20 protein-coding genes are annotated in these 20,477 nt (G+C 63.3%); 8 read left to right on the top strand and 12 right to left on the bottom strand.

Annotation, left to right across the window (positions count from 1 at the left end):
• Positions 1 to 407 precede the first annotated feature (407 nt).
• From tcuB to JQ629_RS30245, 5 genes are all read right to left on the bottom strand, one after another.
• Positions 408 to 1,514, bottom strand: coding sequence for a tricarballylate utilization 4Fe-4S protein TcuB (gene tcuB / locus JQ629_RS30265; protein WP_212415721.1), 1,107 nt, complete (start codon positions 1,512 to 1,514; stop codon positions 408 to 410).
• 87 nt (positions 1,515 to 1,601) lie between these two features.
• Positions 1,602 to 2,633, bottom strand: coding sequence for an alpha/beta hydrolase (locus JQ629_RS30260; protein WP_212415720.1), 1,032 nt, complete (start codon positions 2,631 to 2,633; stop codon positions 1,602 to 1,604).
• 156 nt (positions 2,634 to 2,789) lie between these two features.
• Positions 2,790 to 4,190: an FAD-dependent tricarballylate dehydrogenase TcuA gene (tcuA, locus tag JQ629_RS30255; RefSeq protein ID WP_212415719.1), complete on the bottom strand. Its 1,401-nt coding sequence runs from the start codon at positions 4,188 to 4,190 to the stop codon at positions 2,790 to 2,792.
• Between the two features lie 140 nt (positions 4,191 to 4,330).
• Complete coding sequence (locus JQ629_RS30250) at positions 4,331 to 5,641, bottom strand: MFS transporter (protein ID WP_212415718.1); 1,311 nt, start codon at positions 5,639 to 5,641, stop codon at positions 4,331 to 4,333.
• Positions 5,642 to 5,791: 150 nt separating this feature from the next.
• Positions 5,792 to 6,691, bottom strand: coding sequence for a transcriptional regulator GcvA (locus tag JQ629_RS30245; RefSeq protein ID WP_212415717.1), 900 nt, complete (start codon positions 6,689 to 6,691; stop codon positions 5,792 to 5,794).
• Positions 6,692 to 6,806: 115 nt separating this feature from the next.
• Here JQ629_RS30245 and JQ629_RS30240 point away from each other — a divergent pair, with 115 nt between their 5' ends.
• Positions 6,807 to 7,010 (top strand): DUF1127 domain-containing protein, encoded by a 204-nt coding sequence (locus JQ629_RS30240; RefSeq protein ID WP_212269718.1) that lies wholly within the window; start codon positions 6,807 to 6,809, stop codon positions 7,008 to 7,010.
• A gap of 70 nt (positions 7,011 to 7,080) precedes the next feature.
• Positions 7,081 to 7,698 (top strand): GNAT family N-acetyltransferase, encoded by a 618-nt coding sequence (locus tag JQ629_RS30235; protein WP_212415716.1) that lies wholly within the window; start codon positions 7,081 to 7,083, stop codon positions 7,696 to 7,698.
• Between the two features lie 66 nt (positions 7,699 to 7,764).
• On the opposite strand, the gene JQ629_RS30230 is transcribed toward JQ629_RS30235, so the two are convergent.
• Complete coding sequence (locus JQ629_RS30230) at positions 7,765 to 8,604, bottom strand: oxidoreductase (protein WP_212415715.1); 840 nt, start codon at positions 8,602 to 8,604, stop codon at positions 7,765 to 7,767.
• Positions 8,605 to 8,724: 120 nt separating this feature from the next.
• Here JQ629_RS30230 and JQ629_RS30225 point away from each other — a divergent pair, with 120 nt between their 5' ends.
• Positions 8,725 to 9,627 carry a LysR family transcriptional regulator gene (locus JQ629_RS30225; protein WP_212415714.1) on the top strand — a complete coding sequence of 301 codons (903 nt, stop codon included), beginning with the start codon at positions 8,725 to 8,727 and terminating at the stop codon, positions 9,625 to 9,627.
• 2 nt (positions 9,628 to 9,629) lie between these two features.
• Here JQ629_RS30225 and JQ629_RS30220 read toward each other — a convergent pair whose 3' ends face one another.
• Together JQ629_RS30220 and JQ629_RS30215 are read right to left on the bottom strand one after the other, a co-directional pair.
• On the bottom strand, positions 9,630 to 10,457 hold the full coding sequence (locus JQ629_RS30220) for an enoyl-CoA hydratase (RefSeq protein WP_212415713.1): 828 nt from the start codon (positions 10,455 to 10,457) through the stop codon (positions 9,630 to 9,632).
• A 111-nt stretch (positions 10,458 to 10,568) separates the two neighbouring features.
• Positions 10,569 to 11,273, bottom strand: coding sequence for an SDR family NAD(P)-dependent oxidoreductase (locus JQ629_RS30215; RefSeq protein WP_212415712.1), 705 nt, complete (start codon positions 11,271 to 11,273; stop codon positions 10,569 to 10,571).
• Positions 11,274 to 11,462: 189 nt separating this feature from the next.
• On the opposite strand from JQ629_RS30215, the gene JQ629_RS30210 reads away from it, so the two are divergent.
• Together JQ629_RS30210 and JQ629_RS30205 are read left to right on the top strand one after the other, a co-directional pair.
• Positions 11,463 to 13,247: an acyl-CoA dehydrogenase family protein gene (locus JQ629_RS30210; protein WP_212415711.1), complete on the top strand. Its 1,785-nt coding sequence runs from the start codon at positions 11,463 to 11,465 to the stop codon at positions 13,245 to 13,247.
• A gap of 48 nt (positions 13,248 to 13,295) precedes the next feature.
• Positions 13,296 to 14,384, top strand: coding sequence for a Zn-dependent alcohol dehydrogenase (locus JQ629_RS30205; protein WP_212269724.1), 1,089 nt, complete (start codon positions 13,296 to 13,298; stop codon positions 14,382 to 14,384).
• A 174-nt stretch (positions 14,385 to 14,558) separates the two neighbouring features.
• Here the strand turns inward: JQ629_RS30205 and JQ629_RS30200 are convergent, their stop codons facing one another.
• Positions 14,559 to 14,912, bottom strand: a complete 354-nt coding sequence (locus JQ629_RS30200; RefSeq protein WP_212415710.1) for a nuclear transport factor 2 family protein — start codon at positions 14,910 to 14,912, stop codon at positions 14,559 to 14,561.
• 113 nt (positions 14,913 to 15,025) lie between these two features.
• The gene (locus JQ629_RS30195) at positions 15,026 to 16,498 is read right to left on the bottom strand and encodes an amidase (RefSeq protein ID WP_212415709.1); all 1,473 of its coding nucleotides are present in this window, start codon (positions 16,496 to 16,498) and stop codon (positions 15,026 to 15,028) included.
• Positions 16,499 to 16,672: 174 nt separating this feature from the next.
• Here JQ629_RS30195 and JQ629_RS30190 point away from each other — a divergent pair, with 174 nt between their 5' ends.
• Positions 16,673 to 17,674, top strand: a complete 1,002-nt coding sequence (locus tag JQ629_RS30190; RefSeq protein ID WP_212415708.1) for an ABC transporter substrate-binding protein — start codon at positions 16,673 to 16,675, stop codon at positions 17,672 to 17,674.
• Here JQ629_RS30190 and JQ629_RS37315 read toward each other — a convergent pair.
• Positions 17,661 to 17,909 carry a hypothetical protein gene (locus tag JQ629_RS37315; protein ID WP_249135379.1) on the bottom strand — a complete coding sequence of 83 codons (249 nt, stop codon included), beginning with the start codon at positions 17,907 to 17,909 and terminating at the stop codon, positions 17,661 to 17,663. The two genes, JQ629_RS30190 and JQ629_RS37315, sit on opposite strands and share 14 nt — an antisense overlap.
• Between JQ629_RS37315 and JQ629_RS30185 the strand changes: the two genes are divergently transcribed.
• Positions 17,821 to 18,192: a GNAT family N-acetyltransferase gene (locus JQ629_RS30185; RefSeq protein WP_249135378.1), complete on the top strand. Its 372-nt coding sequence runs from the start codon at positions 17,821 to 17,823 to the stop codon at positions 18,190 to 18,192. The genes JQ629_RS37315 and JQ629_RS30185 overlap by 89 nt on opposite strands.
• 162 nt (positions 18,193 to 18,354) lie before the next feature.
• Here JQ629_RS30185 and JQ629_RS30180 read toward each other — a convergent pair whose 3' ends face one another.
• Positions 18,355 to 19,509 (bottom strand): alpha/beta hydrolase, encoded by a 1,155-nt coding sequence (locus tag JQ629_RS30180; RefSeq protein WP_212415707.1) that lies wholly within the window; start codon positions 19,507 to 19,509, stop codon positions 18,355 to 18,357.
• Positions 19,510 to 19,982: 473 nt separating this feature from the next.
• Between JQ629_RS30180 and JQ629_RS30175 the strand changes: the two genes are divergently transcribed.
• Entirely contained in the window at positions 19,983 to 20,435 is a 453-nt protein-coding gene (locus JQ629_RS30175; protein WP_349631348.1) for a hypothetical protein, read from the top strand.
• Positions 20,436 to 20,477 lie beyond the last annotated feature (42 nt).

Raw genomic sequence — 20,477 nt, 5'->3', positions numbered from 1 at the left:
GAGAGCACGGCATAAGCCGTAAAGCCATTGCGCAGGGAAGGCCGGGTGTTCTCCGCTGCCCTGTATGCTCGTGTGCAGCCTACTTAGTGCTAACCGCACACGGGACCGCGGGTGCAGCGCGCACCCGGTCTTCCCTGCGCCCTCTGTATTTAGGGCGGGAAGTTTCTGGCAAACCTCGGGCGCTGTGCGTCGCGAGAACGGGAAAGCGTGGTTTGGATAACGGCGCAACAACAAACACCGCCGTCGTCCCGGCCTTGAGCCGGGACCCATACGCCGCGGCCCATCCGTGAGATCGCTGGCGTTAGAGACCTTCTGCTAACAATGACTGCCGCGGAGTATGGGTCCCGGCGTTCGCCGGGACGACGCGTGGAGGAGCTGAGAGCCGCTGACGACGTCGGATGGCGGTGTCAAACATGCCCCATCATCCGCCGCTCCCGCGCATAGCGCACCAGGGCGACGAACCGATAAATGCCATGCACGAATTTGCCATAGGGCATGGTGACGAACAGCGAGAACACCACGCCGAGATGCAGCGCCAGTAGCGGTCCCATCGCCGGTGTTGCGCGCAGGAACAAGAGCGCCATGCCGGTCAGGCTGGTCAGGAACAGCATCACGATGAACGCGACATCCATGCCGAGGCGTTTTTCATCGACCAGCACAGGATCGCGCTTCCATTTTTCGAGGAGCAGTCCCACGGGTCCAATCAACAGCCCAATGCCGCCAAGCGTGCCCAGCACGACAGGCAGGTCCCACCACGGGTAGGGCGCCTGACGCGCCAGGAAATAATGATAGAGCGTCGCGACACTGGTCGAGGCAAAGCACAGTCCAAAACCGTAGAAGGTGAGGTGGTGATAGATCTTGCGGCGGTCGGTCGGGCGGTCGTCCTCGTTGAAGCAGCCGACGCCGCCGCCATCGAGATAACGCAACTCGCCGGCGTCGCGGATCGCCTGCCAAATCGAGCCCGCATCGGCGCGCATGCCAACGGGCTCGCCGATATCGCGCCAGAACGCGCGCACCCCCATGACAAGCGCCACGATCGCATAGAGGAAGGCGGCGCCGAACAGCGCCGCCATCGCGTTGTGCGGCATCAATTTGTAGAACGCGCCGGGGCCGGTGTGGACGCCGAACAGCACTTGCCGGTCGTGGAAGGCGGCAAAGCCGAAGATGAAGGCGGCGACGCTGAGCGCGGCAACGATGCTGATGACGAGGCCGTTGCGCGCGAAGGCGCCGGAAAAGGCGCGGGGCCAGACGTAAGCGGCATAGGACTCGTTTCGCGCGACGGCAAGCGTCTGCGGCACATTGACGTTGAATTCATGCGGCGGCGAGAACTGGCAATCGGTGTAGCACGCGCCGCAGCCGTGGCAGAGATTGGCGAGGTAATTGAGGTCGCCGTCGGAAAACGCGCGGCGCATTTCCATCGCCGGAAACACCGCGCAGAGCCCCTCGCAATAGCGGCAGGAGTTGCAGACCGTCATCAGGCGGTCCGCCTCCTCCAGAATTCTCGTTCCGTGCATTGCGCTGTGCTCTTCTTGTCTGACGCGTTTTCTTCACGCGAACCGGTGGCCACTTCGCTTGAAAACGCTATGCTTTCGACGCGTCGGTTACTTGGTGAGACCCTTGCCTTCGAGCCATTTCTGGATCAGGGCCGCAACCTCGGCATTGTTCTTGTCCATCATCACCATGTGCGAATTGCCCTTGATGCCGGCTTTCGGCAGGTCGACGACATCGACGCTGCCGCCGGCGGCCTTGATGCTTTCCGCAAAGGCGACGCCGGTGGCGCGGATCTTCGGCCAGCGCGAGTCCTGCTCGATATAGTCGCCATAGATCATCAGCGTCGGGATGTTCTTGAGCACATCGACCTTGGCGGGATCGCCGACCCCGGCCGGTTCGATCGCGATCAGCGCCTTGACCTTGTCGGGGCGCGCCTGCGCCACCTTGAAGCCGAAGCTGCCGGCCTGGCTGTGGAACAGGATGACGGAGGGGCCGACGCGGTCGATCTCGGCGATATAGGCGGCAATGATCGCGTCGTCGGTGGTGGTCCAGCGCGGCACGTTCTGCTTGACGAAATTCTCATAGCCGTCGTTGGGAAACTGGCTGCCCGGCATCAGCTTGCGCTTGGCCGGATCGGCATTGTAGGAGCCGGCGCCGTCGCCGATGCGAAAGCGCTCGAACGGATTGGCTGTGGTGAGGAACACCGGCTCGCTCTTGAAGATATCAGGATATTGCGCCCAGCCGGCGCGGCCGCGCTCGACGGCATCCGAATTGTAGACGGCCCAGCCCTTGCGCAGAAAATAGTTCAGCCAGCCTTCGCGTCCGTCCGGCGTGGTCTCGTAGGTGACGCCGGTCAGCCCGCCGCCATGCCACATCAGCAGCGGATAGGCGCCCTTCTCAACGGCGGGCAGAAAATACTGCACGTACATCTGCTCGACCTGGTAGGTGCCGTTCGGATCGACCTTTGCGGGCACGCCGCCCGGCGTGAACGTCACTTCCTTGACCGGCTTGCCGGAGATTTCGACCAGCCGTCCGCCGACATGGAACGAGCCCATGTCGCGCAACGCGATCGGCTCGGCGGCATTGGCCAGCGTTGCGTTCATCAGAACTGCCGCAGCAGAAGCAATTGCAAATCGAGACATGAACCCTCCCTTTATCTTCTCCCTCTCCCCGCACTTCGCGGGGAGAGGGTTGGGGTGAGGGGCTCTCGCCGCAGACCGTGCTCGCGGAGAGAGCCCCTCACCCGGATTGCTTCGCAATCCGACCTCTCCCCGCGAAGAGCGGGGCGAGGTAACTCACTAATTCTTCGCATTTCTGGCCGCTTCCCGTCCCGCCACCCGTCCGAACACGCTGCCGATGGTCATGCCGATGCCGGCGGCGTAGCCCTTGCCGAGCACGTTGCCGGCCATGATCTCGCCGGCGGCGAACATGTTGGCGGAAGGCTTGCCGTCCTTCATCAGCATGCGCGACTGCTTGTTCACGCGGGTGCCGAGATAGGTAAACGTAATGCCGGGCCGCACCGGATAGGCGAGGTACGGTGCGGCCTCGATCTTGCGCGCCCAATGCGTTTTTTGCGGCGTGATGCCTTCGGTGCGGCAATCATCCAGGATGGTGTGGTCGAACGTGCCGGGCTGCACCGCGGCGTTGAAATCGGTGATGGTCTTTTCCAGCGCGACCGGGTCGAGCTCAAGCTTGGTGGCGAGCTCGGCGATGGTGCCGCCCGCGATCGGCGGGAACAGCGTCGGCATGAAGCTCGTGACGACAGCCGAATCGAAAATGATGTAGGCGATCTGGTCGGGCTGGGCCGCCACCAGCCGGCCCCAGATCGCGTAGCGCTTCGGCCAGATGTCCTCGCCCTCGTCGTAGAAACGTTGGGCGTGCTTGTTGACGACGATGCCGAACACGACCGAGTCGTGTCGTGTAATGATGCCGCCGTCGAATTTCGGCGCGCGGGCGTCGATTGCGACCGCATGGCATTGCGTGGGATCGCCGATGTCCTGCACGCCCTTGGCCAGCAGCATTTTCAGAATGGAGCCGCGGTTATAGGGCGTGCCGCGAATGAGAAAGTTGTCGGCCGCTTCGCCCCAATATTCCTTCAGCCATTCGATGTTGGCTTCAAAGCCGCCGGCGGCGGCGACCAGCGCCGAGGCGCGGATTTCTGTGGCCCCATCGATCGGCTGCTTCAGGTGAGCTGCCAGGAACATGCCGTCCTCGATGTGGAGATCAGCGATCTCGGCGTCATAGATGATCTGGACGCCGAGCTGTTCGGCGGTCAGATACAGCGCGTTCAGCATCGCGCGGCCGCCGCCGAGGAAGAACGAATTGGTGCGGCCGAGGCTGAGCGTGCCGCCGAGCGACGGCTGCCAGCGCACACCCTGTTCGACGATCCAGTTCAGGATGTCCTTGGACTCCCGGATCATGAATTTTGCCAGCTCTTCGTCGGTCTCGCCGCCGGTCACCAGCAACAGATCCTGCCAGAATTCCTCTTCGGTGTAGGGCCCGGTGAGGATGTCGGTCGCCGCGTCATGGGCGCAGCGCATGTTGCGGGTGTGGCGGGTATTGCCGCCGCGATAGAATTTTGGTGCGCCCTCCAGCACCAGCACCGAGGCGCCGGACCTGCGGGCGCTGATCGCGGCGCACAGCGCGGCGTTGCCGCCGCCGATCACCAGAACATCGAACCTGCGTTTCAAATCCACCATGCGCTCTTGTTATCGTTGTTTGCATGGAAATCAAATTGGCGGCCGCGCGACATGCGACAATGTCGGATGCCGCACGCATCGCGGAGTTACAACTCCTGCGCCGCCGGACAGTCCATTGCCCGGCGCATCCTTGCAACGCTCTAGGCGGGAACGGCGTCACGGGTCGCGATCGTTTCTCCGTCGCGATAGATGGCGAGCGCCGCGATGATGCCCAGCGCCGCGGCGCACATCAGCCAGTAGGCGGGGGATGCCTTGTCGCCGGTGTGACCGATCAGCCAGGTCGACGCAAATGGCGTAAACGTCCCGAACAGGCCTGCGGCGAGCGCAAAGGCCAGCGAGAAACAGGTGGTCCGGACGTTCGCCGGCACCACCTCGACCAGCGCGCCCAGCATGGTGCCGCTGTAGATGCCGAAATAGAACGAGAACATCATTTCGACGGCGAGCATCTTGCCGAAGGTGGGCGCCGCGATCAGCCAGTGCAGTGCCGGATAGGCGGTCACCAGGGACAGGCATGCAATCGCCAGCAATACCGGCTTGCGCCCGATCCGGTCGGACAGCGCGCCGCCGACCGGATTCCAGATGAAATTGGCCACGGCCACCAGGAGGGTGACGAGGAGCGCGTCCGGCGTAGACAGCTTCAGCACGGTCTTGCCGAAGGTCGGCGTGTAGACGGTGACGAAGTAGAAGGTCGTGGTGGTCAGCACCGCCATCATCATGCCGAGAATGACGATGCGCCAGTTTGCCACCGCGGACGCGAACACTTCCGATGCGGTCGGATGCGTCTTCATGGCGAGGAAGGCGGGCGTCTCTTCGAGCGTCCGCCGCAGCACGAAAATGAAGGGAATGATGAGGCAGCCGATGAAGAATGGAATGCGCCAGCCCCAGGCTGCGACCGTTTCTGCCGGCATCACCTCGCTCAGCACATAGCCGAGGATCGCGGCAACAAAAATGGCGACCTGCTGGCTGGAAGATTGAAACGAGGTGTAGAAGCCCCTGTTGCCGGGGGTGGCAATCTCCGCCAGGTAGACCGAGACACCGCCGAGTTCGACGCCGGCGGAAAATCCCTGCAGCAGCCGGCCAAGCAGCACGATGACGGGAGCGGCGATGCCGATCGTCTCAAACCCCGGACAGAAGGCGATCACGACCGTCCCGATCGCCATGATCCCGAGCGTCACGATCAAACCCCGGCGCCGGCCGATGCGGTCGATATAGGCGCCGAGCACGATGGCGCCGACCGGGCGCATCAGCGCGCCGAGCCAGAACACCCCGAACGCATTCAGCAGCGCCGCCGTTTCGTTCTGGGCAGGAAAGAACGCCTTCGCGATGGCGCTGGCGTAAAATCCGAACAGGAAGAAATCGAATTGCTCGAGGAAATTGCCGCTGGTCGCGCGCAGGATGGCGCCGATACGCGATTTGATCTGCGGTATTTCCGAACCACTTGCCTGCGCCATGACGCCGTCCTCCCGCTATGTTGCCGCCGGCGCAAAAAGCCTCGCTGGCCGAGACAGTTAGCCTGCCTACTGCGACAATTTGGCACAGTTGGGCGTGACGGCAACCCGCAAAACGTGGAAGGTGCCCTGAGAACGCGGAATGTCGGGCTTTCAGGGCTTGTTCTGCACCGAGGCAATCAGCCATTGCCGGAACGCCGCCAGTTTCGGCGGGTCCGTTCGTCCCGCCGGCGAGACCAGATAGAAGCCGGCATCGGTCGGCAGCGTGATCTTGAAGGGCACGACGAGGCGGCCCTTGGCGATGTCGTCCTCGACATAGGCCGAGCGGCCCATCGCGACGCCGAGGCCGTCGATGGCGGCCTGCACCGTCATGAAGATGAGGTCGAAGGTCACGCCCGGCTGTTTGGAAAAATCCGCCGGCAGGCCGGCCGCTGTCAGCCACAGCCGCCAGTCGTCGCTGTTGAAATTGCTGGTGTGCAGCAGCACGTGGTCGCGGAGGTCTTCCGGGCATTTCAGCGGCTTGCTGCCCTTCAAGAGGTCCGGGCTGCATACCGGGAAAAGCTCGTCCGCCATCAGCCAGTCGGCGCGCAGGCCCGCCCATTGGCCGCGGCCGTAGCGGATCGCGGCATCGACATTGTCGCGCTGGAAGTCGACCAGATTGGTCGAGGTGGTGATACGCACGTCGATCCCGGGATGCGCTTCCTGGAACGCGGCAAGGCGCGGCAGCAGCCATTTGGCGGCGAGCGAGGCCAGCGTCGAAACCGTCAGCACATGGTCGTCGTCCTTGCGCAGCAGCCGGTCGGTGGCGAGCCGCAGGTCGTTGAAGGCGGCGCGGATGCCGGGCAGGTAATCCACCGCCTGCGGCGTCAGCGTCAGCGCCCGGTTCTGGCGCACGAACAGGCGGACGCCGAGCTCTTCTTCCAGCCGCTTGATCTGATGGCTGATCGCGGTCTGCGTGACGTTCAGCTCGGCCGCCGCCTGCGTGAAACTCAGATGCCGGGCGGCAGCCTCGAAGGCGCGCAACCCATTCAGCGACGGCAGCCTGGCGGTCATCTCCAGCACTTCCCCAATATGAGTTTTTATCATCCGAAGCGGTACAAAGTGTCGTTTGTGAAAGGCCTTGGGAGCGCAGATATTAGCGTCAACAGATTAGAGATAGGAGCTTCAAATGTCTACTTTCACGCATGAATCGATGATAAATCATCATGGACAGAGCCTTTTCAGCCAGGTCGCCGAACTGATCCATGTCTGGCGGCAGCGTTCCGCGGCTCGCCGGGAACTGGCCAACTGGTCCGACCGGGAACTCCACGACATCGGCGTCTCCCACGGCGATGCCATCTACGAAGCCTCAAAACCATTCTGGCGGGCCTAAAGGCAGCCAGGCCGGCGTCGCCTCATCAGGGGGACGCCGGCCATTTTTTCGGGAGCAATGGGAGCGTGCGATGACGACAATGCGTTTCGACGATCTCAGGCAATATTCGGACCTGCTGCGCGCGCGCAGCGGCGAGGCCCTGACCGTGCGTTTCGTCGAGCCGCGCGATGCCGAGGCGCTTCAAAATTATTTCCGTTCGCTGACGATCCGCTCCCGCTACAACCGCTTCCTCGGCGCCACGCGTGAACTGCCGCCGTCGGTGCTTGAGGATTTCATCCATATCGGCGAAGCCGACCGCTTCAGCGTGGTCGCGAGCATGCTGGTCGATGGCCATGAGATCATCGTCGGCGAAGCCCGCTACGCGTTCGAGAACGGCAGCATCGAATTCGGCCTGTCGGTTGACGACCGCTGGCAGGGCCATGGCATCGGCAAGGCGCTGTTGAAGAATCTCGAATGCCGCGCGGCCTCATTCGGCGCCGAGCGAGTGTTCGGCGATACGCTGCGTTCCAATGAGGCCATGATCGGCCTCGCCCGCAAATCCGGCTATGCCTTCATGCCGGCCCCCGGCGACTGGAAGCTGGTGCGTTTCGAAAAGCATATCGACGTCGAACCGCAAGACATCCCCTGTGCAAGCTGGCGGCTCGCCGCCCTCTCCCGCCAGGCCACTATGTCCTCGGTTGCGGTTTGACGAAACTAAGCCCGGTTCTGGCTGACCAGAACCGGGCTATTTTTAGGCCCCGGCGTTCAGCAACATTTACGCAGCCTCTTCAGTCCAGTCGGTCGACGTTGAAACCTCGCGCCAGGCCGCGAGCTCCTTGGCGACGAACGCGTTCTTGGCCTCGATCCGCTCCACCGTGTCGCTGCCGAGCGGCAGCCGCAGCGGCGGCGTCTTGGTGTTGGCAAGCCTGATGAAGGCCTGCGCCAGCTTGCGCGGATCGCCGCGCTGGCCGTGATTGACGTCATCCGCGTGCGCGCGGGTCTTGCCGACGCTGTCGGCGTAATCCTCGATATGCTGCGCGGTGCGCGCCAGCGAGGACTCGTCGAGGAAATCGGTGCGGAAGAATCCGGGCTCGACCACGGTGACATGGATCCCGAGCGGCGCCACTTCGCCGGCCAGCGCTTCGGAAATGCCTTCGACCGCGAATTTGGTCGCGCCATAGACGCCCCAGCCCGGGAAGCCAGCGTAGCCGCCGACCGACGAGATATTGATGACGTGACCCGCGCGCTGCCGTCGCATGTGCGGCAGCACCGCACGGGTAACACCGAGCAGGCCGAACACGTTGGTGCCGAACAGCTTTGCTGTCTCCGCGGCGCTGGCTTCCTCGATCGCACCCAAGAGGCCGTAGCCGGCATTGTTGACGAGGATATCGATGCGGCCGAACTTGCGGACCGCCGCGCCCGCGGCCTCGTGCGCCTCGGCCTCGCTGGTGACGTCGAGGCGGGTCGCCAATAAACGCTCATGCGAACCGAGCCGGGCGGTGACGGTGGAGGGATCGCGCGCGGTCGAAACCACCGCATCGCCCGCTTTCAACGCGGCTTCCGCGATCAAAGCGCCAAACCCCCGGGAAGCTCCTGTGATGAACCAGACGCGCATGTTCTTAGCCCTTTCGTTGCTGCCCGGCGCTTGCGCCGGGCCGATGGGCAATCATTAGCGGCTGGCCATAGATGAGATAATACGTTAAGTATTTCACAAGCTACTGAGCAAAATTCATCAATGCGAATTGACCCTTCCGACCTCGCAACCTTCCTCGCGATCGCCCGGCACCGCAGCTTTCGCGCGGCGGCGACCGAACTCGGCGTCTCGGCCTCGGCGCTCAGCCACGCGCTGCGCAATATCGAGGAGCGGCTTGATCTGCGCCTGATCAACCGCACCACCCGCAGCGTCGCGTTGACCGAGGCCGGCCAGCGCCTCTTCACGCGCATCAGCCCGGCGTTTCGCGACATCGACGACGCGCTGGAGGACCTGAACAATTTTCGCGGCAAGCCGGCCGGCACGCTGCGCTTCAATGCCGCCCGGCAATCCACCCAATTGGTGCTGTTGCCGATCGTGACGGAATTTCTGAAAGAATTTTCCGACGTCAGCGTCGAGATCGTGATCAACGATGCGCTGATCGACATGGTCTCGGCGGGCTTCGACGCCGGCGTCAGGTTTGGCGAGACGGTCGCCGCCGACATGATCGCGGTGCCGATCGGCCCGCGGCATCGGTTTGCGGTGATCGGCTCGCCCGGCTATTTCAAGCGGCACAAGCCGCCGGCGACGCCGCATGATCTGAAGGGCATGCCGTGCATCCGCTACCGCTTCTCCGGCGGCGCGCTCTATCGCTGGGAATTCGAGCGTGGCGGCATCGAGGTCGAAATCGACGTCGCGGGCCCGCTGACGCTGAACGACCAGGATCTGATGGTGGATGCGGCGCTGGAAGGGGCAGGACTCGCTTTCGTATTCGAAGGCCAGGTCGCTGACTTGATCGCCAAACGCAAACTCGTACGCGTACTCGCCGACTGGTGTCCCGCCTATCCCGGCTTCTTCCTGTATTACCCGAGCCGCCGCCAACTCCCGGCGGCGCTGCGCGCCTTCGTCGATTTCGCAAGATCGCCTGCGAAGACGCCTGCGAAATAGATCTAGCCGCCCCTGAACACCGGCTTGCGCTTTTCGATGAAGGCCTGCACCGCTTCCTTGTGATCCGCCGTCACCTGGGTGCGGATCATGCGTTCGGCTTCATGATCGCGCGCGGTGGCGAAATCGAACATCAGGGCTTCGTCGAGATTGTCCTTCATGTAGCGGATCGCGATCGTCGGACCTTCAGCGATCGATTTGGCGAGCGCAAAGGCTTCGGCCTGCAGCCTGTCGTCCGGCACCACGCGGTTGACGAGGCCGATCGTCTCGCATCTGGCGGCATCGACGCGCTCGCAGGTGAACATCAATTCGCGGGCGCGCGAGGTGCCGACGAGGCGCGTCAGCAACCAGGCGATGCCATAGTCGCCGCTCAGTCCCACCTTGAGATAGCCGGTGGAAAGGAACGCCGATTGTGCGGCGATACGGATGTCGCAGGCCATCGCCAGCGCAAGCCCGGCGCCGACCGCGGGGCCGGGCAGGGCCGCAATGGTCGGCTTGCGCACCGAGACCAGGGCGCCGGTCAGCAGGCGCTGGCGTTCCTGCAGATCGGCGACCCGCTCGTCATGCGACATTTCGAGCTTCTTCTTGTCGCGGTTGGCACCCATGCCCTTGACGTTGCCGCCGGCGCAAAATGCGGTGCCGGCGCCGGTGAGCAGCAGCGCGCCGACTTCGGGATTCTCGCCGCAGGTCTTGATCATGTTGCGCAGCGCCGGCGTCAGATGATCCGACATCGCGTTGCGCGCTTCGGGGCGGTTCAGCGTGATGATGGCGACGCGGTCGCGGATCACGCACAGCAATTCATTGGTGCCGGTGTCGACGGTGATTTCGGTCATGCTTCCCCCAGCATTTCTTTTGTTCGTCATTCCGGGGCGATGCGAAGCATCGAACCCGGAATCTCGAGATTCCGGGTCTGGTCCTTCGGACCATCCCGGAATGACGGCGCACTAAAACTTCTCCACCCATGGCCGCAATTCCAGTTCCCACGTCCAGGCGCTGCGCGGCTGTTGCAGCACGTTCCAGTAACTCAACGCAATGGCGTCAGGGTCTAGCATCGAATCCGGCCGGTCGGCGGGCTCGGTGCGGGCGGCGCTGCGGATGCCACCATCGATGACGAAATGCGCGACGTGAATGCCCTGCGGCGACAATTCGCGCGCCATGCTCTGGGCAAGGCCGCGCAGCGCGAACTTGCCCATCGCGAACGGGGCTGACTGCGGATAGCCCTTGACGCTGGCGGAGGCGCCGGTGAACAGGATCGCGCCATGCTTGTTGGGCAGCATGCGCAACGCCGCCTGCTGCGCCACCAGGAAACCGCCGAAGGCGCTGACCGCGATCGCGTTGGCGACGTCGGCCGGCACCAGGTCGGTGAAGGGGCCGCGCGCCCGCCCGCTGGCGTTATAGACAACGAGATCAGGCGTAGCGATCTCGCGCTCGACCTGACCGAACAGCCGTTCGACGTCGTCGGCGTTGGTGGCGTCGCAGGCATAGGCGCGGGCGCCGGTTTCGGTGCACAGCGCGCCGAGTTTTTCGATTTTGCGGGCGGCCAGCGCGACGCGGATTTTTTCGCGCGCGAAGAGCCGCGCCAGCGATGCGCTCAATCCCTCGCCGGCGCCGACGATCAGGGCGGTTTTGTAGGTTGGCGGGGTCGGCATGGCGGCTCTCCAGAAATGACCGGGAACAGGTATTTAGGGGCGTAATTCCGCCAGACAACCCGCCGGGTCACGGCGAGGCTGATATCCGTCCGCCATGGGGTGACCCTCCAATTATGCTTGTTGACGGCTTGATCGCCTGCGTTATCGGTAGATGATCAATATCGGGCGGAACGAACAAGAGATAAAAAAATGCAGCAACCCCTCACGCATGATCGCAGCACGGCCGCGGCCGACAAGCCAGGATTGCTTGCGCCTGATACCTCGGGGATGAATTTCTACCGGGCCGATCCGGCGCTGACCGATCTGCTGCGGCTGCATCTGCCGGAGCCGCTGTTTCGCCACATCGAACCGCATCTCGACCGGCTCGGCGGGCTTGCCGGCGGTCATCTCGACGAATGCGCGCGGCTCGCCGACCGACACACGCCGGTGCTGCACCAGCGCGACCGTTTTGGACGCGATTCCCAGTATATCGAATATCATCCGGCCTATCGCGAACTGGAGAAGGCCGCATTCGGCGAGTTCGGCATTCACGCGCTCTCGATCCGCAAGGGCATCATGGGATGGCCGGACAAATATCCCGTTGTCGCCAAGCACGCCTTTACGTTCCTGTTCAATCAGGCCGAGTTCGGGCTGGGCTGCCCGATCAACGTCACCGATGGCTGCGCCAAGCTGTTGAATAATTTCGGCAGCGAGGCGCTGAAGGCAAAATATCTCGACGGCCTGACCCAGACCGACATGAACAAGCTGACCCAGGGCGGTCAATTCATGACCGAGAAGGAAGGCGGTTCCGACGTCGGCACGCTGACCACGACGGCCGTGCAGGAGGGCGATCACTGGCGGCTGCATGGCGAGAAATGGTTCTGCTCCAATGCCGACGCCGAAGTGGTGATGCTGCTGGCGCGCCCGGAAGGCGCGGGGCCGGGTACGCGCGGCGTCGGTCTGTTTTTGATGCCGCGTCGGCTCGAGGACGGATCACAAAATCACTACCGGATCGTTCGCCTGAAGGACAAGCTCGGCACCCGTTCGATGGCCTCGGGTGAGATCAAGCTGGAGGGCGCGATTGCCTATGCCGTCGGCAAGCTCGATCGCGGCTTTGTGCAGATGGCCGAGATGGTGAATTCGTCCAGGCTTTCCAATGGCGTCAAATCCACCGCGCTGATGCGGCGCGCGTGCCATGACGCGATGACGGTGGCGCGAAATCGGGTGGTGTTTGGCCAGCGCATCATCGACCTGCCGCTGGCGCGGCGGCAATTGATGAAGATCATGCTGCCGACCGAACAGGCGCTGTCGATGAGCTTCCTCACCGCTGACGCGCTCGACCGCGCCGAGGCCGGTAGCCAGGATGCCGCGGCGTTGCTGCGCATCCTGACGCCGACCTTAAAATTCCGCGCCACCCGCGATGCCCGCAAGGTCTGCGGTGATGCGCTCGAGATGCGCGGCGGCATCGGCTACATTGAGGAATTCGCGACCCCGCGCCTGTTGCGCGACGCACATCTCGGTTCGATCTGGGAAGGCACCGGCAATATCGTCGCGATCGATGCGCTGAAACGCGCGGTCGGCCGCCACGGCGCCGATGCGGCGCTCGCCGCCGATCTGCACGCCCGCCTCGATGACAGCGCCAATGTGCCGCAGGCTTGGCGCAACCGCCTGCGCGAACTGACCGACCGCGCTATCGGCTTTGCGCGCGAGGTCGCCAGCAAGTCGGATAACGAAGGCGATGCGCGGCGTGCGACCAGCCTGCTTTATCATGTCGCCAGCGCCGTGGCCTTGGCATGGGAGGGCGGCCGCATCCATGAGATGCGCGGCGATGCCAAGCGGCTGCTGCTTTCGCGCATGGTGATCGATCACCGGGTCTCTTCGTCAGATCCGTTCCGCTTGGCGGAAAATGCCACGCAGCGTGCGATCACGGAGCACCTGCTCGGCGAACGCGCGGTGGGCATGGCCGAGGTTGGCGAATTGCTCACCGCAGCGTAGGCTTCCGACCACGCTGATATTCAAGAAAAACAATCAAGGGAGTACCCGATGAAGGCCGCCGTTCTGCATGAAGTCAATCAGCCGCTCGTGATCGAGGATGTCAGCGTGCCGAATCCCGGCCCGCGCGAAGTCCTGATCCGCACCCGCGTCGCCGGTCTCTGTCACTCTGATTTGCATTTCATGGAAGGGCTTTATCCGCATCCGCTGCCCGCGGTGCTCGGCCATGAATCGGCCGGCGTGGTGGAGAAAGTCGGCTCCGACGTCACCTATGTGAAGCCCGGCGATCATGTCGTGACGTGCCTGTCGGTGTTCTGCGGCACCTGCGACAATTGCACCACCGGCCGCACCGTGCTCTGCACCGACACGACGGTAAAAATGCTGCCGGGCGTGTCCAACCGGCTGTCCTGGGCGCGCTCGGAGAAACTCAACCAGTTCCTTAATCTGTCGTCGTTCGCCGAGCAGATGCTGGTGCACGAAAACGCCATCGTCAAAATCCGCAATGATATGCCGCTCGAACTGGCCGCGCTGATCGGTTGCGGTGTCATCACCGGTTACGGCGCGGTCGTGAACACGGCCAAAGTCACCGCCGGCGAAACGGTCGCGGTGATCGGCTGCGGCGGCGTCGGCATGGCCGCGATTAACGGCGCTGCGATCGCCGGCGCCGGCCGCATCATCGCGATCGACACCAATCCCGCCAAGCTGCAGCTTGCGACCAAACTCGGCGCCACCGACATCGTCGATCCCCGCAATGGCGACGTCGTGCAGCAGGTGCGCGAACTCACCAAGGGCGGCGTCAACCATTCCTTCGAAGTGCTGGGCCGCAAGGAGACCGCGGAGCAGTCGTTCGCGATGCTGGCCGCCGGCGGCACCGCGACCATCGTCGGCATGATCCCGTTCGGCCAGAAGATCGAGCTGCACGGCTTCGACTTCCTGCGCGAGCGCCGGATCCAGGGCTCCTCGATGGGCTCCAACCATTTCCGCGTCGACATGCCCCGCCTGGTCGAATTCTACATGCGCGGCAAGCTGCATCTCGAAGACTGGATTTCGGCCAAGCTGAAACTGTCCGAAATCAACGAGGGTTTTGCGGCGATGAAGGCGGGCAAGACCGTGCGCAGCGTGATCATGTTCGATGCGTGAGTGAACTGCAGTAGAATGCGCGGACGCGAGCCGCGCATTCTATGTCGTCCCGGCCTTGAGCCGGGACCCATAACCACCGGCGGCACTGTTTTGCGCGCTGGTCGTTGTGTTCCTTATCCAATCACGCGGGCCGCGGCGTATGGGTCCCGGCCTTCGCCGGGACGACAACTGGTGTCACCGCGACACGTGCGCCGAAACCGCCAGCCACTTCCCGTTCTGTTTCGCCCAGCAGTCCGTATAGCGCCCACGACCTTCCTGCCCATCCGCCGTCGTGTAGCGCGTTGCGGCGTGGATAATGGCGAAATCGCCGAGGATGCGAATCTTCACGTCTTCGGCTCGCAGATTCCGGATCGTCACCGGCACGGCGGTCTGCTTGAGAAAGCCTGATCGGTCGACCAGCGATTTGTCGGGATTGGAGCAGTAGAAATCCTGCGCCAGAATCTGGTCGAAGCGTTTGACGTCGCAATTCTGCACCGAAGCGACATAGTCGCGGTTCAGTGTGGTGAGTTCTTCGATGTCGTTGCTCATGGGTCTTCGTTCCTCGTCATTCCGGGGCGCGCGAAGCGCGAACCCGGAATCTCGTAGTAATAATTTCTGGATTCCGGGTTCAGCCCTGCGGGCTGCCCCGGAATGACGACCAACTAATCATCCAACATCGGCGGCGGCTTGAACCCGCCGAATTCGCGCTCGATCAGTTCGGCGAGCCTCAAGGGCGTGCGGTCCTCCAGCCAGGGGCCGACGATCTGCACCCCGATCGGCAATCCGTCCGGCGCGAAGCCGGTCGGGATCGCGGTGGAGGGCAGGCCGGGCAGGGTGGCGATGCCGGGCCAGGCGAGCTGATCGGAATAGACGTGGTCCTTGCCGTCGATCCTGATGCGGCGTTGTTCCTGGTCGGCGGAGTGATCGTGCGGATAGGCCGGTGTCGGCATGATCGGGCAGATCACGGCGTCAAACGTCTTGAACAACTCGCGCCACTGCGCGCGCAGACGCACGCGCCCGCCGTCCGCCATCAGCCAGTCGCGATGGCTGAGCGCGATGCCGCGCAGCCGTTCGGCGCCGAGGCTGGTGTCGTCGGCAGGAAGTGAGGCCGCGGCAGCCTGCGCGCCGGCATAGACCTCGGGCGCAAAGGATGCCGCGAGGAACGACATCAGCATCCGCATATAGAGCCGGGATGATGCGGCGAAGTCCGGCAGCAGCCGGCTTTGCCGCTCGATCCTGACGCCGGCCTTGGCGAGATTGGCGGCAAGCGTTTCCAGCGTTCCGCGCACAGTCTTGTCGGTCGGCATCAGCGGATCGGTATCGATCAGCAGCACGCGGAAATCCTTCAACGCGGTGTGGCGCGCCGCTGGCAGTTCCAGTCTGTAACCCTTGCCGGCGTCGAGCGGATCGGGGCCGGCCATCACGTCGAGCAGCAGCGAGAGATCGGCCGCGCCGCGCGCCATCGGTCCGATCACGGAAAGGTCGCGGTTGGACGGCAGCGGCGGCAAGGGCGGCGGCGTGTGGCCGCGCATGGCCACGAGGTCAAAGGTCGGCTTGTGCGCATAGATGCCGCAGTGAAACGCGGGAACGCGCAAGGAGCCGCCGATATCGGAGCCGAGCGACAGCGCGCCGTAGCCGGCTGCGAGTGCCGCCGACGATCCGCCGGACGAGCCGCCCGGCGTGCGGCCGAGATCGAACGGATTGTTTGTCGTGCCGTAGATGTCGTTGTAGCTCTGCCAGTCGGCGAGGGCGAGCGGCACGTTGGTCTTGCCGAGGATCACGCCGCCGGCGGCCTTGACGCGAGAAATGGGGAGCGCGTCTTCGGTCGGCTTGAAATCCTTCTGTGCCGGAATGCCCCAGGTCGTCGGCAGGCCCGCGATATTGAAGGATTCCTTCACCGTCATGGGGATGCCGAGCAGCGGCTTGCTGACGCCGCGCGCCAGTTCCGCGTCGGCGGCACGCGCAGCGGCGAGGCCGCTCTCGAAATCGCGCACGCAGACCGCATTGATCTTGGCGTCATGACGTTCGATGCGGCCGATCGCATCCTGCGCCAGTTCGACGGCGGAAATCTTTCTTGCAGCGAGCGCTGCCGATAGTTCAACGGCGGTCTTGAAGCTCCATTGCGACTTGGCCAAGGCTTGCTCCCGGTCTGTTCTTGATGAGGCGGCGATGATGCTCAGTTTGGCGAGGTGCCGCAAGAGCAATAGCTGTACAGCGGCAGGGCCGCCATGCTGCCAATGCTATTGGCGCGCTCGCCTTTCGCGCGCTAGTCTCCCGATCAACAAAAAATGAAAAGACGGGAGACGACCATGAGGATCACTTGGGTGGCAGCTGCCGCGATCGCTTTCGTCATCGGCAGTGCAACGACGACGGCCGGTGCGGCCGAGATCAGGTTGGCCGAACAGTTTTCGATGGGCTACCTGCAATTCAACGTCATGAAGCGCGGCAAATTGATCGAGAAATACGCGTCGCAACGCGGCCTGAAGGATTTCAAGGTGTCCTGGCAGCGCTTCAACGGACCGGTGGCGATGAACGAGGCGTTGCTGTCGAACTCTACCGACATCGTCAGCGGCGGCGTGCCTGGTCTGATCACGCTGTGGGACAAGACGAAAGGCACTTCGTTTGAAGTCAAGGGCATCTGCGCGCTCTCTTCGCAGCCGTTTCTCCTGAACACCGCTAATCCCGATATCAAATCGATCAAGGATTTCAGCGAACGCGACCGTATCGCGGTGCCCTCGATCAAAGTGTCGGTGCAGGCAGTGCTGTTGCAGATGGCGGCGGCGGAAGCCTTTGGCGAGGCCAACTACGCCAAGCTTGATCCGCTGACGGTGTCGATGTCGCCACCGGATGCGACCATCGCGTTATTGAGCGGCGCGGGCGGCGTCTCCTCGGCCTTCAGCGTGCCGCCGTTCCAGTTCCAGCAACTCGAGCAGAAGAACATCCGCACCATATTGACCTCGTTCGACGTGCTGGGGCCGCATACGTTCACGGTGGCATGGACCTCGGCGCGGTTCCGCAAGGACAATCCCGAACTCTACGCTGCCTTCCTCGACGCCGTGAAGGAAGCCACCTCGATCATCGCCGCCGATCCGAAGGGCACCGCGCAAAGCTGGATCAACGATTCCGGCTCCAAGCTGCCGCTCGAGATGGTGACGAAGGTGGTCACCGGGCCCAATGTCGAATGGACCATGACGCCGGCGGCGACGATGAAATTCGCCAGATTCATGCGCAAGGTCGGCACCACCAGGAACGAGCCGGCGTCATGGAAAGACCTGTTCTTTCCGGAGATCGGCGACCTCAACGGCAGTTGAGGCCGGAGCGCAAACTCTGCGAAGCAAAATCAAAAGAGAGATATTCCATGCCACCGACCGCGAGCCGGAAATTTCCCCTGTTGTCCACCAAGCGGCTGACGTTACGGGCCGCGACGCCAAAGGATGTTCCCGCATTTCGCGCGCTGATGTCGGTTCCCGATGTAACGCGTTTTTCCAACTGGCCCGATGCGCCGTCCACAACGCGGGTCGAACGCGCCTTGCGCTGGATGTCCAAGCTCCACGGCTCCGGCAAGGGCTGTGGCTGGATCATCGAGATCAGCGGCACAAAGGCGCTGGCCGGCGCAATCCGTTTCAATAGTTTCGAAAAGAAATGGCGCTGCGGCCAGGTCGGCTACGAGTTGCATCCGGATTATTGGGGCAAGGGCCTGATGACGGAGGCGGTCAAGGCTGTCGTGGCGTGCGGTCATCAAACGTTTGGGCTCAATCGCATTGATGCCTGGACGTTGCCAGGAAATACCGCATCCGACCGTGCTGGAAAAATCGGGCTTTCAGTATGAAGGCACCATGCGGCAGAAAGCCTGGTTCAAGGGTGCGTTTCATGACTTTCGAATGTTCGGCCGCATCGCGGCGGATGCCGCGAATCCGAGATGAGCCGCGGCACGTTCGGTCAGGTCGGAGAACTTTTTGACGCGGGAACCCAAGGCGATCCGGTCAAACCATCAGCGGACAGATTTGGCCTTTTCCAGAAACTGCAGCAGCAGCCGGCTCACTTCGGCAGGCTGCTCCTGCTGCACCCAATGGCCGGCGCCATCGACGAGATGGCAGCCGATCATATTGGTGCAGGCCTTCGACTGCATGGTCTCGAACACACCAGGGCGCTGATAGGTGCCCCAATCCTGCTTGCCCGAAATGAAGGCCGAGGGCACGTCGATGGTGCGGCCCGACCAGGTCTGCAATTCAGGCAGAAACGCTCCGGACGTCCCGCAGCGATACCATTGCAGGCCGCCCTGGAAACCGGTGCGGGTATATTCGGCGCTGTAGAACGCGAGCTCGCTGTCCGGCAGCCATGTGTTCGCGGCGATCGCGGCTGCAGAGGGCATTTCCTCGGCGACGGTCGCGGCCATGTCCTTTACGAAATCCATCACATAATAGGTCGGCAGTTTGGCGATTTCGGCCGCCGTCCATGATTTCAGCGGATACGGCGCGTTGTCTTTCCAGTCCGCGCTCTTGTGATGGTAGTAGGCGCGCAGGAAATCATGCACGCCCTGCGGCGCGTGGTGCATGTTGGCGTTGGCCTCGCGCGTCGAATAGTACCATTGGTAATGTTTGCGCGGCCGCGGCAGCGCCGCCAGCTCGCGATGGATGGGGTCTTCCGCTGCAGGCTTGGCCGGTGCATCCGCGGTGTTGAACGGCAGCGCCGGCGGGCCGGCGAACGGCGCGCTCATCAACGCGACCGACCGGAACACATCCGGCCGCAGCAGCGCGCACCAGGCGGCGACGGACGAGCCGAAATCATGCCCGATCACGGCATCGACGCTTTTGTAGCCGAAAGCCGACACCAGCCCGAGCGCGTCGCGCACCAGATTGGTGAGCCGGAACGAGGCGAGATCGCCATCGTAATTGGCATCCCACCCCGTGGTGCGGCCATAGCCGCGCTGGTCCGGCGCGATCACGTGATAGCCCGCGGCGGCCAGCTGCGGCATCACCTTGCGCCAGCTGAAGGCAAGCTCGGGAAAGCCGTGCAGCAACAGCACGCAGGGCCGGCCGCGGGTCTCAAAGCCGGCTTCCAGCACATGCATGCGCAGGCCGTTTATACCGTCGATGTAGCGCGAGCGAATGCCGGAGGGGAGCGGGATGTCGGGGAGGGCGGTCATGGCGTTTCCTCGTCATGGCCGGACTTGTTCCGGCCATCCACGTTCTTCTTGGTGAGACTGTAAAGACGTGGATGCCCGGGACAAGCCCGGGCATGACCGAATCTAAGACTCGCGTCGTCCCGGCGAAGGCCGGGACCCATACGCCGTGTCCTATCGATGAGAGTACCGACGTTGGATACCTTCTGAAACAACAAGGGCCGCGGAGTATGGGTCTCGGCCTTCGCCAGGACGACAGCGAGATATTACCCCTTCACCGCCGGCTTCGGCCAATACCGGTCCCGCAAATGCCGCTTCACCAGCTTGCCGGTCGACATGCGCGGCTCCGTTGCTTGCCTTGCCGCCCCCAACACAACGGCTTGAACCTTGGCCGCCTCCGGGGCCACTAACGACCGCAACACGAACTCGCAGGATGCATACCAATGCATTGGCTGGGGCTGACCAATTTTCACGGCTGGATTTCGCGCCTCGTTCTGGTGATCGCGGCAGCGAGCCTGCTGCTTGGCTCCGCCGCGCGCGCGGCTGACGTGACGGATCTGACCCAGAACCTGCCGCGCGGCTATTTTGGCGAGTTCAGTTGGGATGGTGACAGGACGGTGCAAAACGTCGTCATTACCTTCGATTCGGTGCGCGCTCTGAACGAGAAGCATGTGGAAGCGTTGGGATGCGGCTCATACGAGGTCGGACGCCAGGTGACGAAGATAAAGGTCCAGATGTTCGTCAGATTGTCGGATCTGCAGGTCGAAATCTTCGAGCTGTCGCCCGAGGGGAACGCCCCCTTCGAGACTGGCGGCAGCCATCGCGGAAAACTGTCGAAAGACTTTCAGCGAATTGAGGCGCAATGGACCACTACTGCCACCAAGCAGCGCGGGCGAATGCATCTGCGCGCAGCGCAATCCCTCACCTGCTCGCCGGCAGCATCGATGTAATCTCGTCCCTGATGCAAAGTGCCCACCCTCCCAGGGAGTGTG

It is taken from the genome of Bradyrhizobium sp. AUGA SZCCT0222, assembly GCF_018130205.1.
In the GTDB taxonomy this organism is placed as follows: domain Bacteria; phylum Pseudomonadota; class Alphaproteobacteria; order Rhizobiales; family Xanthobacteraceae; genus Bradyrhizobium.
This window is presented reverse-complemented; position numbering and strand designations above follow the sequence as displayed.